This window comes from Labrys sp. E2SS-1L, assembly GCF_057073705.1.
On record NZ_CP172712.1, the window covers coordinates 886032 to 898668 of the forward strand.

The following is a 12637-nucleotide window of genomic DNA, read 5'->3' on the forward strand; positions in this document are numbered from 1 at the left end:
CCGCCCTCTGCGACATTCCCCCAAGCTCTGCATCCTCTGCCGCCAAACAGGCCATGAGGAAAAACAAAAGAGACAGATTGGGGAGGCGCGCATGAAATTGTCATATGCCCTTGCGGTTATCGGAGCCTTGCTGTTGTCGGCCCTGGCGGCCGGCCCGCTCGCGGCAGCTCCGACTTCCTCGATGGAACCCAGGACCGGTCCTCAGGGGTCAGCCTTCTGGGACGACGTGCCCACCGAGGTGCCGGCCGGCGCCAAGCGCGGTGACATCTATTGGGTGCAGCAACGTTTCGACGCTCCAAAGGGCGCCAAGGCCTGGAACGTCGTCTATGTGACGGAAGGGGCCGATGGCAAGCTTACCTATGTGTCCGGCGAGATCTACCTGCCAGCCGCCTCCAGGAAGCAGCCTGGGCACCTCGTGCTCTGGAACCACGAAACGGCCGGCATGCAGGATAGCTGCGCGCCCTCCCGGCGCAGCCTCGTCGACAAATGGGGCATTCGCATCCCCGCCCTGGAGCAGATGCTGGACAAGGGCTTCGTGGTCGTCGCCAGCGACTACCAGGGGCTGGGCACGCCCGGCTCCACGGCCTATCTCAACGGCGCTGCCCAGGCCAAGGCCTCCCTGGACGCGGTACGCCTTGCCCAGACGTTTCCCGGCGCGGATGCCGGGCCGCGCTTCGTCGAATATGGCTGGTCGCAAGGCGGGCAGACATCGCTCTGGCTTGCCCATCTCCAGCAGGCCTACGCCCCCGAGCTCGAATTGCTCGGCGCGGGGGAAATCGCCCCGGCTTCCCGGCACTGGGATCTGACCGAATACGACCTGACCACGACAGCCACGGGTGGCTATTATATCTCCCGCATGGTCGGCCTGCGGGTCGGCCATCCCGAACTCGCGCTGCGGGATGTGCTGTCGACCGACGGACTGGAAATGCTCGAACATCTGAGCGCGGGCTGCTGGGCGATCGCGGAGAAGACGGAGGGGAAGCCGACCACGCTCTTCGCCAATCGCGATGGCCTGCAGCCGGGCAAGCCCTGGCGCCAATGGCTGGAAGCGAACGATGCCTTCCTGCCGGTCAGGAACGTGCCGTTCGTCTTCTTCCAGGGGGACAAGGACATTGCCGTGCCCGTCGAGCTCAACCGCAAGGTTGCCCGGGATCTTTGCCAGCAGGGCGTGACAGTCGACTACCGCGAGAGCAAGGGCCTCGACCACGAAAACATCGTGCCCGTCGCTGTCGCGGCCCTTCCCGACTGGTTCGCCGATCGCTTCAAGGGCGTTCCAGCACAAAGTGCCTGTGCCGGGATACCATGAGGCCGGTACGCGGAATGCCGCCCCTGGCCGTCCCATATCTGCTCGAAAACCAGGAGATCGCAGACTGGGCTTATCGAGTGAGTCGATAGCACTGGCTCGCCTGCCGGTCACTTGCACTGAACCGGTGCCCCCGATGGCGACGCGCGAAACGCTTCAGCGTTTCATTCCCTGCAACAACGAGGACAGTCCCGGCTCCTCGACGACGAGGGCCGCATCGGCCGGCAGGACCCAGCGCACCTGGCGCTGGCCGATCTCCTTCCAGGTCGGCAAGGTCGCATTCACATGCAGAGGGTAGACGCAGACCTCGACAAGATCGAAGTGCTCAGCCTGGCGTTTCCAATAGATGAAGCTGCCGCAGGGTTTTTCGCCTACGGTCCCGACCAGCCCGGCCTCCTGCTCTGCCTCGATTCGTGCGGCTTCCCAATCGTTGCGCCCCTTCATCGGCCATCCTTTCGGGATCGACCAACGGCTGGTCTCGCGCGTGGTGATCAAGCACACTTCCAGGCGCCCGTCCCGTTCGCGCACGGGAAGGGCACCCACTTGATGCCGCATATCAGGCTGGCGTTTCTTTTTGTCCTTCTTGGTCATTGTCCTGACACTATAGCGCAAAAGAGCACATATTATGTCAGATATTCGACCTTGATTGTTGTTTTGGCAACATGTGACGATCAAAAAGCAGTCTGCCGGTTACAACGCCCAAATGGTGCGGTTTTCGCCCTGTACGAAAGCCGCAGCGCGATGCCGCAAGGTACCGGCCATCTTTCCCGGCGGCCTGCAGAAGGAGGATCTGCCAATGGATCCCAAGGAGGAATGGCTCCGCTATAGCGGCTGGGACGCCAGCGAGCAGGACCGTCGGCTGCGCGACGGGATCGCCTTGCTTTTCGACCTGGAGAAGCTCACGCCGAGGCAGCAGCAGCTGTTGCATATGGCGAGCTTGCGGCTGACGCTGCAGGACCTGCCGTCCGCCGCCTATCCAGGGCAGGAAGCCGAGCTTCGTGCCCTGGCGGAGATCGAGTTCCAGGACCAGGCTTGATCGGCCCGTCCCGGCCCTCTGCCATTCGGCCGGGACCGGCCGCAGTTGGACACATCGGGGCGACTGCCTTTGCCGAACAGGATCGGCCGGATAGGGTGCGGCGAGGAGCCTCGATTCGACCGAAAGCGAGCTATTTATGTCCATGAATATCCGGATCGCCCTGCCGGAGGATGCCGGTTCGATGGCCCGACTCATCAACGAGATCATCGCGATCGGTGGAACCACGGCGCATCGCCGGCCCTTCGACGAGCACCGCATCCGCGCCGAATTCATCGCCGTCCTGCGTGGAATCTGCTGCTTCGTGGCGGTGGAGAATAGGCAGATCCTGGGTTTCCAGGCTCTCGAATGGTGCGATCCGGACTGGCCCGGCGAGGATCGGCTGCCGGCGGACTGGGCGGTCATCGCGACCTATGTGGCGCCGGCGGCGCATGGCAGGGGCATCGGCCGTGCCTTGTTCCGGGAGACGGCGGGAGCCGCCAAGGCGGCGGGCGTGCGCTTCATCGACGCCACCATCCGCAAGGAGAACGGAGGCGGCCAGGCCTTTTACGCCAGCATTGGCTTTGTCGACTATCGCATTGGGGCCGAAAGCATTTCAAAGCGTTTTGCGCCCAGCTGACGCCTGGCGCCGCTACCCGGCTAGAGCGTTTTTCAAGAAAAGTTGATAGACTTTTCGATTAAGAAAACGCGTTAGAACAAAAGGTTAGAGAGAAAGTGCGATTCAACGAAATCGCACTTTCTCTAGACGGCGCTGATGCTTGCGGAACAGGGGACGCCTGCTGTCGCAAAAGCCGGTCTGCCGGCGAGGGTCAGGCGGTTTCCACCGCCGCCGCCATGTTCAGCGGCGGTCCATCATAGTGGGCGCGGGGGCGGATCAGGCTGCCCCGGGCCGTCTGCTCGAGCATATGGGCGATCCAGCCGACAGAGCGAGCCAAAGCGAAGAGCGTGAAGGGCGCACTCGCCGGCAGGCCATGGCGGTCGGCCAGGGCCGCGAGGGCGAAATCGACATTCGGCGGCTCGTCGCTATGTTCTGCCACGGCTTCGCGGATGCCCTCATAGATCTCGCTGCATGAGAAGCAGGCCAGCAGGGCGGTCGCCCGGGGATCCCCGTCGGGATACAGCGGATGACCGAAGGCGGGCAGGCGATGGCCGCGGGAGAGCCAGTCATGCACGGCGCGACGGGCGCCGATGCGACGGGCGGTCTCGGCCAGGGCCTGCACGCTCACCGCGGCCGTGCCATGCAGCGGGCCGGCGAGGGTGCCCAGCCCCGCCAGCAGGCCGGCGGCCAGCGGAGCGCCCGTCGATGCTGCCGTGCGGGCAGCGAAGGTCGAGGCGTTCAGCTCGTGATCGGCCAGCAAGACCAGGGCGCGCCGGATGAGATCGGCGGCATCGGGCGCCTGCCAGGCCAGTGCCGCCTGTTGGTGTAACGGCAAGGTACCATCGGAACCGCCGCCGAGCATGGCGGCTGCCATGGTGCCGACCAGCCCCGCCGCTTCCCGGCAGAGCACGGCATGGGAGCGCCCGCCCGTAGGGAAGTCGTGGCTGGCCCGCCGCGCCAAAGCGAGCAGGGCGGCTTCGAAGGGATTGGTCGGGATCGGCGTGCCCTTGACGGTCGGCGGGAAGGCGAGGTCGACCTTGCCGACCTGCCAGAGCAGCCGCGCGATCTCCTCGAGGCCTGCCTGCTCCGACAGGCGGACGGTGTCTTCGCCGCGATACCACAGGCGGCCATCGGCGATGGCGGAAAGGCCGGAGGCCAGTACGGGCTCGCCGAAGGAGATGGTTTGCGCGGCGACATCGGCCACACTGCGCCGCCCGGCATGGCGCCCTGCCAGCCTCTTGACGTCCTCGCCATGATAGAGGCTGCGTCGTACGTCCTGCGGATGCGGCCTGGTCCGGATCCTGCCGCGGCTGACATTGGCGTAGAGCGTCTGCGGCTGGACCTTGAGCAGGGCGAGAGCTTCTTCGGAAGTGATCCAGGGCATCGGTGCAACCGGACAGATATGTTGACGATTTTAATCAAGATTGACGTCAATGCTAAAGCGTCAGCATGCTTGCCGCAATACGGGTTTCATTGAGGAGATTGCGATGAACAATGGATTGGACGATGTCATTGCCACCGAGACCGTGATGTCGGATGTGGACGGCCTCGCCGGCCGGCTCGTCATTCGCGGCCATTCGCTCGACGATCTGGCCGGCCATGTCGGTTATGAGGAACTGGTCGGCATCCTGCTCGACGGCTTCTTCGAGGATCTGCCCGGCCCGAAGGAATTGGCGCCTCGCCTTGGCATGGCTCGCCGAGAAGTCTTCGAGATGCTGGTCTCCGAAGGCCTGCCGGATGCAAATCTGCCGGCCACCGAAGCCCTGCGCGCTGCCATAGCCCGGCTTGCGGACGGCGAGGATCTTGCCCTGGCGCTTCGGCTGATCGCCGCGCCGGCGGTGCTCACCCCGGCCATCATCCGGCAGCGGCGGGGCGAGACGGCGGTCGCACCGGATCCGAAGGCCGGTCATGCCGCCGACATGTTGCGCATGCTGCATGGGGCCGTGCCACGGCCGGAGGCTGCCGCCGCCCTCGATACCTATCTGGTCACGGTCAGCGACCACGGCCTCAATGCCTCGACCTTCACCGCCCGGGTGGTCGCCTCCACGCAGGCCGGCCTGACCTCCGCGGTGCTGGCGGCGCTGAGCGCGCTGAAGGGGCCGCTGCATGGCGGGGCGCCGGGCCCGGTCCTCGACATGCTCGACGGCATTGCCGCCGCGCAGACGGCCGAGGCCTGGCTGGAAGCGGCGCTCGATCGGGGCGACAGGTTGATGGGCTTCGGCCATCGCGTCTACCGCGTGCGCGACCCCAGGGCCGAGGCCCTCAAGCGGGCCGTCACGGCGTTGTTCGGTCCGGGCAGGAACGACACGGGCCGCCTCGCTCTGGCCGAGCATGTGGAAGCGGCGGCGACCAGCATTCTCGCCCGCCGCAAGCCGGACCGCTCGCTGCAGATCAATGTCGAGTTCTACACGGCCTTGCTGCTCGAAGCCCTCGGCTTCCCGCGCGAGAGCTTCACCAGCGTCTTTGCCACCGGGCGGGTGGTGGGCTGGGTCGGCCATGCCCGCGAGCAGGTGCTCTATGGCCGGCTGATCCGGCCGCAGTCCCGCTATGTCGGCCCGCGGCCGGACCAGGCCGCCTGAAACGCACGAAAGCGGGCTCCGGCGACGGAGCCCGCTTTCGAAGCTTTGCTTGACTTCAGGCTGTCGCCGTCGCCAGGCGTGAGCGTACGCCCGCCAGGATGAGCAGGACGGCCAGCAGGAGAACCAGGCCTGCCGCGACGAACACGCCGCTCGCGCCGCTGACGTCGAAGATCGTGCCGCCGCCGGCGGCGCCGAGAGCGATGGCGAGCTGGATCACCGCCACGATCAACGCCGTGCCGCTTTCGGTTTCGTCCGGCACGGCGCGGGTGATCCAGGCCGTCCAGGCCACCGGCACGGCGCCGAAGGCGAGGCCCCACAGGGCGATCAGCACCGTATCCGCCGCCGGTGCGCTGCCGAGCCCGGCGAGCATCAGGCCGAGCACGCCCATCGCCAGCGGCATCGCGGCCAGGGTCAGCCGGAGGCTGCGCTCCAGCAGGAAGCCGCCGAGGAAGGTGCCGAGGAAATTGGCGATGCCGAAGCCGAGCAGGATGGCCGACATCGTGCTGATGCCGACCCCCGTCACCGTTTCCAGGAAGGGCCGGATATAGGTGAAGAAGGCGAAATGGCCGGTGAACACCAGGGTGACCGCGATCATGCCGAGGCCGATCTGCGGCCGCATCAGCACTTCCCACAGCGTCCTCAGCCGGGCATGCCCGCGCGGCTCCAGGCGCGGCAGGGTGGTGAACTGCACCACCAGAGCGAGGGCGCCGAGGCCGGCCGCCATCAGGAAGACGGCGCGCCAGCCGGCGATGTCGCCGACATAGCTGCCGACGGGAGCGGCAAAGACGGTCGCGGCCGAGACGCCGCTGAACAGGATCGACAGGGCGCGTGGCACCAGCGCCTCCGGCACCAGGCGCATCACCGTGGCGGCTGACATGGTCCAGAAGCCGCCGAGGGCGATCCCGAGCAGCACCCGTCCAGCGATCAGGGCCGGCAGGCTCGAAGCGGAGGCGACCAGCAGGTTGGAGGCGATCAGCAGGATCGAAAAGGCCAGCAGGACGATGCGGCGGTCGAGGCGCCGGGTCACCGTCGCCACGAGCAGGCTGGTGATCAGGGCCACCGTGGCGGTTGCGGTGACGGCCTGCCCGGCCACGCCTTCGGTGACGCCGAGATCGCGGGCCATCGGTGTCAGCAGGCTGGCGGGCAGGAATTCCGCCGTGACCAGGCCGAAGACGCCGAGCATCATGGAGACCACGGCGCCCCACAGGGCGTTCTGCGATCCGGGTGCTGACGTCGCGCGTGCGGCGGGATTATCCCTGAAAGCCCGATTCGGGCCGCGATCCGGTTCGATCGCGTCAAGCGTCGAGGCGCTCTCCAACGCTTCGCTCATCTGTCTTTTCCTGTCGAAGTGACCTGGAGCAAAACGCGTTCAGGCGGAACGCTGATTTGCTCCAACGGGTTGGGTTGGCGCGTTTTTGCAATTCTAGGTGTCCCGCCAAATCGCAAAACGCTATTGCGTTGCAGCAACATAGGGTGGACATCTCGGACGATCCATGTCACTAAATCCGAAATGATTTACCATTCGTCCGGACTTGAGCGCGTGCGTCGTGATAACCCGCCGGCCGACCTGATGAGCGAACTGCTCCTCGGGATGCGGCTGAATGGCGTGCAATATCGGCGCCTGCATGCTGCACCCCCTTTCGGCGTGCATTTCGGCACGGTCGAAGGACGGGCCCAGTTCCATTTCGTCGCCTGCGGCACGGTCTATCTGCGCATGGCCGGCGGGGCGGTACACGCTCTCGGGCCCGGCGATGCCGTGCTGCTGCCACGCGGCGGGGAACACTGTCTCGTTTCCGCACCGGACCTGCCGAGCCAGGATGTCGGCGCCTATGAGGCGGTCCCGCTCTGTAAGAGCGTCAGCGCCGTTTCGGCCTGCGTCGAGGAGACCTGCCCGAGCCAGCATGCGCATGTCTTCAGCGGCTGCATGGAGTTCGATCTCGGCGGCATGCATCCGCTGGTCGCCCAGATGCCGGAGGTGATGCTGGTCGGCACGCTCCTGGAGCGCCAGCCGGAAATCGAGCCGATGTTGCGGGCGATGGAACGCGAGGTGCTGACGGAGCGGGTCGGCTCGGCGGGCATCCTGGCGCGGCTGGCCGATGTGGTATCGGCTTCCATCGTGCGCGGCTGGGTGGAGTGCGGCTGCGGGGAGACGGCTGGCTGGCTGGACGCGCTGCGTGACCCACGTCTGAGCCGCGCCATCGGCGCCATGCATCGTGACCCCGGCCGGGACTGGACGGTGGCGGAACTGGCCCAGGAAATGGGAGCCTCGCGTTCGGTCTTTGCCGAGCGCTTCCTGGCGGTGACCGGCCAGACGCCTCTGCGCTATGTCACCGAGCTGCGCATGCGCCTGGCGGCCGAATGGATCGGACGCGACCATATGTCGATCGATACCGCCGCCCAGCGTCTCGGCTATGCCTCGCAGGCTGCCTTCAGCCGCGCCTTCAAGCGCGTGACAGGCAGGCCGCCGGGGGCGTTGCGCACGGAAGGGCCTCTCGCGCGGGCGTAAGCGCAGGCAGCCGCGCAGAGAGGCGCGACCAGCCTTCCCCGGCTTCGTCGTGATATATCAGCGAGGCCCGGGAGCATCGCTTCCGTGCATCCGTTCGGCCCGGTTGCCGGCCTGCTGGAAGTGTGTCAGAAATTTGGCACAGAGGACGTCGCCCCACAGAAGGGAGCCTCATGCCGGCTGATGAGCCTGTTGTCGCCTGGTTGAACCGTCGCAAGCACGCTGCGGCCGTTTGGAGTGTGGCAAGGGCGCCTGAGACAAACGCTCATTTTACGTCTCGCCGGTTTTCCTTCGCCGATATCGCATGGGACGATGGTGCGCTCTTCGAGCCCCGCGCTTCGCCTCTTCGGCCCTACAGGCCCTCCAATAACGGCAAACCCTGCAGAGAATGGGATCCCCACCATGAGTGGACGTGAGAAGCTGCGCAGCCTCAGCGACATCTATCGTTTCCTGCGCATGAACGAGACGCCGATCTATGTCGTCACGCCGACGCCCTTCAACCTGCTCGGGCTCGACGAGTGGGTGGGCGGCCTGGAATTCATCAATTACTTCGACATTTTCGACGGCAGGCACCCTCGGGTCTTCGTGCCGCCGCGCACCGGGCCGGTCGAATTCAAGTCGATGGAGGATGTCGCCAACTATCTGGTGGCGCATCCCGCCTTCCGGGCCCGCATCCGCAAGAAGCCGCGCGGCAAGGCCATTTTCGTGATGTTCGACGAGGAGACCGAGGAGCTTTGCGCCGAGGCCGGCGTCGATGTCGCCCTGCCCAAGGCCGCCTTGCGCACGCGGCTGGATTCCAAGATCGAGACGACGCGGCTCGGCAATGAGGCCGGGGTGGCCAGCGCGCCCAACACCATGGGCCTGGCCTCGACCTATCAGGAACTCGAAGCCCTCGCCGCCGCCGCGGGGCTCGGCAGCGACCTCGTGGTGCAGACGCCTTACGGGGATAGCGGGCGCACCACCTTCTTCGTCAAGAGCCAGGCCGACTGGGACAAATACGCCGCCAAGATCATCGGCCAGGAACTGAAGGTGATGAAGCGCATCAATCACCTTCCGGGTACCATCGAGGGCTGCTGCACCCGCCACGGCACGCTGGTCGGCCCGGTGATGACCGACATCACCGGCTTTGCCGAGATCACGCCCTATAAGGGCGGCTGGTGCGGCAATGACGTCTCGCCCACCATCCTGCCGGGCGATGCGCCGGACCGGGTGCGCGAAATGGCGCGCAAGCTCGGCGACCGCCTCTATGCCGAGGGTTATCGCGGCGTGTTCTGCTGCGACTTCCTGCTCGATACCGATACGCATGAGGTCTATCTGGGCGAGCTCAATCCGCGCGTCTCCGGCGCCTCGCCGCCGACCAATCTGATCACCACCATCTATGGCGGCTGCCCGCTCTTCCTGTTCCACCTGCTGGAATTCCTCGATGTCGATTACGACCTCGACGTCGAGGCGGTGCAGAGCCGCTGGAAGGAATATGACCACTGGACCCAGCTCATCCTCAAGCAGACCGAGGACAAGGTGGAGCTGCTCACGCGCGTGCCGCAATCGGGCATCTGGCGCATGAACGATCGCGGCGAGATCGCCTATCAGCGCTCCGCCCTCGATTTGACCAGCGTCGGTGACGAGAACGAGGCTTTCTACATGCGCGTGTACGGCGTGGGAGAATATTGCTACCATGGCGCCGACATGGGCTGTCTGCTGGCGCGAGGCCGGATGCAATCGGACAGCCGCGAACTGCTGGCGCGTGCCAAGAAATGGAACGCTGGCATCAAGGCGCAATTCGAGTCGGTTCCCCTGTCCGCGATGACGGCCATCGTGCCGCCGGTGGACATGGCCTCGGCCAAATGGATTTGAGGGGTTTGACCAGATTGGTTGCAAGAACTCGACCTTTGTCATTGCCGGGCTTGACCCGGCAATCCAGCCTTACCGAGCATCGAAGACGGGGCCGCTGGATGCCCGGGACAGGCCCGGGCATGACAATCCGGGCTATTTTTAACTCGCCCAGAGCTTCGAGGCAGGCTTTGACGGCATGAGTGGACAAAAATGAACGTAGGGTTCCGCAGCTTGCGGGAACAAGGCCCGGGACCGGCCTGGAACGCGGTGTTCCAGGCCGGCTGGCCGGGGTGGCGACAATGGTTTCTGGAACGGGGCGGCGCGCAGGCGCCCAGCCTCACCGATGCGACACGCGCCGTGCGGCGCTTCATGCCGGAAATGGAGGGGCTGTGGTCCGGACTGGTGGCGGCGGTGCCGTCGGACGAGGATGTCGCCCGCTTCCTGAGCTTCTGGACTCCGCCGCGCTATCTCGTCCATTGCAGCCAGGCCGTGCTGGTCGATGCTGAAGGCCCCATCCTGGTGCGCAACTACGATCTGGCGCCGGAGCTGAACGAGGGCACGCTGCTTCGCTCGCGCTGGCGCAGCCGGGACGTCATCGGCATGGTGGACGGCCTGTCCGGCCTCGCCGACGGCATGAACGATGCCGGCCTCGTGGTCTCGCTCACCTTTGGCGGGCGTGCAGTGGCGGGCCGGGGATTCGGCGCGCCCATGATCGTGCGCTATCTCCTGGAGGTCTGCTCCGATACCTATCAGGCCGTGGAGGCGCTGCGCTCGGTTCCCTGCCACATGGCCTATAATGTCACGGTGCTCGACCGCCAGGGGCGCTCTGAAACGGTTTATCTCTCGCCCGACCGGCCGGCGATCGTCTCCGGCAAGGCTTTCACCACCAATCACCAGCTCGGCGTCGAATGGCCGAGGCATGGCCGCCTCTCGCGTACGGTGCAGCGGGCCGAGGCCCTGGAGCGGATCCTGGCCGATCCCGGACTCGACGGCGCCGGCCTGGCCGCCGCCTTCCTGACCCCGCCCTTGCTGGCGACCAGCTACGCGCAGGGCTTCGGCACGGTCTACACGGCCTGCTACCGCCCGACCGCCGGCGCCGTCACCCTGCTCTGGCCCGGCCAGGCCGCAAGGCACTGGACCTTCCAGGATTACGGCCAGATCGAGTTCCAGGTCAGCTATCCGGATTGATCGCTTGCTTCGAAGCCAGCATTTTCACCCTCCCCCTCCAGGGGAGGGTGAAGAAGCCTATCGTGCCGGTTGCAGCATCGTCTCCAGGTCGGGCAGTTCGCTATGATGGACGAGGAGCACGCCGAGCTTGCGGGCGAGCTGCTCGGCCGAGTTGGTGAAATCCCGGTTGGAGACCACCACGGCGTAATCGGCGTCGACATAGCCGGCGGCGGCATGGGCTTCCTGCACCGCCTTGTTGCCGACCGGATTGCCGAAATAGAGTTTGCATTGCAGGGCGACGGTCATGTCGTGGCGCTGCGCCAGGATGTCGATGCCCTGATCGCCCGACTGCCCCGTCACCTCCGCTTCCCAGCCGGCCTTGCGCAGGAGATCGGCGCAGAGATGCTCGTAATCCTGCGGCGTGATTTCCTCCATCGCTTCCGGGATGCGTGCATCGGGCTGGGCCGAGGCCCATTTGCTCACCATGCGGGTGGCCAGGGCGTCGAAACGGGCGATGTCCTTCTCATCGAGCGAGAGCTTGGTCGACTCGCGAAAGCGCACCAGTTCATCCCGCCATTTGTCGAACTCCTCGGCGCCATAGGCATTGATGCGCACGAGTTGGCGATAGCGCTTGGTCAGGGCCGGGCCGTGGCGGCGGATCAGGCGCCGCCATTCGGGGCTGTCGCCGCCGACGGGCAGCAGGCCGAGCCGGGTCGCCAGCCAGACCAGCACGAGGGCGGCAAGGGCAAGGCCGGCGGCGATGCCCGTCAGGCGGTCGAGACGCGCCAGATTCATCGCGACGATGAAGACGATCGCGAATTTGGTCAGGTTGACCCATGTCGACGCGCGAAATATGCCGAATCCCCGAAACATGGGCTGGTTCTAGCGCAAAGTTCTTGCCAAGAGGTTGGATGGGGCCGGTAATGAACGGCAAAACGGATATGGGAATGGCCATGACCGAGATCGAAACGCTCAGCGCCCGCATCGATGCGCTGGAGACACGTGTGGCCTTCCAGGACGAGACCATCGAGGATCTCAACCAGGCCATCATTGCGCAATGGAAGCAGATCGAGGCGCTGAACCGGTTGCTCGTCCAGCTCCAGGATCGCGTCGAGATCGGCGAGCAACGGGCCGATCTCGCCGGGTTGCCCGAACCGCCACCGCCGCACTATTGAGGATCGAGACAATCATGCCGGAACCGACCGTGACCGAAGATCCGCAATCCTCCGCCCCGATATCGCTTGCTCAAGCGGCCCGCCTTCTGGGCGTGGAAGCCAAGCCGCTCGCCAATGTCGCGCGCCAGCACGGCTTCTTCACCGCCATGGGCCGGGAAGTCTTCTTCACGCAGGAGCAGCTCAAGCAGGTGAAGGCGCTGCTGAAGGACAAGGCACGGGCGGAGAAGAGGGCCGATTCGCGCAAGCGCAAGCCAGTCTCGACTTTTGGCGTGCATGAGAGCTCCGAATTGCGCAAGCAGCGCCGTCGCACCAAGAAACGCCAGGCCAAGAAGGAAGAGTAGGGTCCCTGGGACCGCCGGCTTCCAGCCGGCTCTTCCTCGCCTGCAAACGCTCTGTTTCCAAGAGCCGGCTGGAGCGTTTTGCGATTTGGTGGAATCACCAAGAAT

Annotated in this window: 13 protein-coding genes; 9 read left to right on the plus strand and 4 right to left on the minus strand. The window is 65.7% G+C overall.

Features of this window, described 5'->3' with window-relative positions:
* The first annotated feature begins 91 nt into the window (after positions 1–91).
* Positions 92–1306, plus strand: a complete 1215-nt coding sequence (locus ACIGJE_RS04090) for a lipase family protein (RefSeq protein WP_415081800.1) — start codon at positions 92–94, stop codon at positions 1304–1306.
* Between the two features lie 153 nt (positions 1307–1459).
* On the opposite strand, the gene ACIGJE_RS04095 is transcribed toward ACIGJE_RS04090, so the two are convergent.
* Positions 1460–1846 carry an NUDIX hydrolase gene (locus ACIGJE_RS04095; protein ID WP_367623591.1) on the minus strand — a complete coding sequence of 129 codons (387 nt, stop codon included), beginning with the start codon at positions 1844–1846 and terminating at the stop codon, positions 1460–1462.
* A 253-nt stretch (positions 1847–2099) separates the two neighbouring features.
* On the opposite strand from ACIGJE_RS04095, the gene ACIGJE_RS04100 reads away from it, so the two are divergent.
* Both ACIGJE_RS04100 and ACIGJE_RS04105 read left to right on the plus strand, forming a co-directional pair.
* Positions 2100–2339 carry a hypothetical protein gene (locus ACIGJE_RS04100; RefSeq protein WP_415081798.1) on the plus strand — a complete coding sequence of 80 codons (240 nt, stop codon included), beginning with the start codon at positions 2100–2102 and terminating at the stop codon, positions 2337–2339.
* Between the two features lie 136 nt (positions 2340–2475).
* Positions 2476–2955, plus strand: a complete 480-nt coding sequence (locus ACIGJE_RS04105; RefSeq protein WP_415081796.1) for a GNAT family N-acetyltransferase — start codon at positions 2476–2478, stop codon at positions 2953–2955.
* 190 nt (positions 2956–3145) lie between these two features.
* Here the strand turns inward: ACIGJE_RS04105 and ACIGJE_RS04110 are convergent, their stop codons facing one another.
* The gene (locus ACIGJE_RS04110) at positions 3146–4318 is read right to left on the minus strand and encodes a citrate synthase (protein WP_483679379.1); all 1173 of its coding nucleotides are present in this window, start codon (positions 4316–4318) and stop codon (positions 3146–3148) included.
* 103 nt (positions 4319–4421) lie between these two features.
* On the opposite strand from ACIGJE_RS04110, the gene ACIGJE_RS04115 reads away from it, so the two are divergent.
* Positions 4422–5513 carry a citrate synthase/methylcitrate synthase gene (locus tag ACIGJE_RS04115; protein WP_415081792.1) on the plus strand — a complete coding sequence of 364 codons (1092 nt, stop codon included), beginning with the start codon at positions 4422–4424 and terminating at the stop codon, positions 5511–5513.
* Between the two features lie 55 nt (positions 5514–5568).
* Here the strand turns inward: ACIGJE_RS04115 and ACIGJE_RS04120 are convergent, their stop codons facing one another.
* Positions 5569–6843, minus strand: a complete 1275-nt coding sequence (locus ACIGJE_RS04120) for an MFS transporter (protein ID WP_311934142.1) — start codon at positions 6841–6843, stop codon at positions 5569–5571.
* A 240-nt stretch (positions 6844–7083) separates the two neighbouring features.
* Between ACIGJE_RS04120 and ACIGJE_RS04125 the strand changes: the two genes are divergently transcribed.
* The 3 genes from ACIGJE_RS04125 (at position 7084) to ACIGJE_RS04135 (ending at position 11037) form a co-directional block, all read left to right on the plus strand.
* Complete coding sequence (locus ACIGJE_RS04125; protein ID WP_415081789.1) at positions 7084–8019, plus strand: AraC family transcriptional regulator; 936 nt, start codon at positions 7084–7086, stop codon at positions 8017–8019.
* A 399-nt stretch (positions 8020–8418) separates the two neighbouring features.
* Positions 8419–9870, plus strand: coding sequence for a biotin carboxylase (locus ACIGJE_RS04130; RefSeq protein WP_311934144.1), 1452 nt, complete (start codon positions 8419–8421; stop codon positions 9868–9870).
* 189 nt (positions 9871–10059) lie between these two features.
* Positions 10060–11037 carry a C45 family autoproteolytic acyltransferase/hydrolase gene (locus ACIGJE_RS04135; protein WP_415081787.1) on the plus strand — a complete coding sequence of 326 codons (978 nt, stop codon included), beginning with the start codon at positions 10060–10062 and terminating at the stop codon, positions 11035–11037.
* Positions 11038–11094: 57 nt separating this feature from the next.
* Here ACIGJE_RS04135 and ACIGJE_RS04140 read toward each other — a convergent pair whose 3' ends face one another.
* Entirely contained in the window at positions 11095–11889 is a 795-nt protein-coding gene (locus tag ACIGJE_RS04140; protein WP_415081785.1) for a restriction endonuclease, read from the minus strand.
* An 80-nt stretch (positions 11890–11969) separates the two neighbouring features.
* Here ACIGJE_RS04140 and ACIGJE_RS04145 point away from each other — a divergent pair, with 80 nt between their 5' ends.
* Together ACIGJE_RS04145 and ACIGJE_RS04150 are read left to right on the plus strand one after the other, a co-directional pair.
* Positions 11970–12191: a SlyX family protein gene (locus ACIGJE_RS04145; protein WP_068283664.1), complete on the plus strand. Its 222-nt coding sequence runs from the start codon at positions 11970–11972 to the stop codon at positions 12189–12191.
* Positions 12192–12205: 14 nt separating this feature from the next.
* Positions 12206–12532: a hypothetical protein gene (locus ACIGJE_RS04150; RefSeq protein WP_394314000.1), complete on the plus strand. Its 327-nt coding sequence runs from the start codon at positions 12206–12208 to the stop codon at positions 12530–12532.
* The last annotated feature ends 105 nt before the right edge of the window (positions 12533–12637 follow it).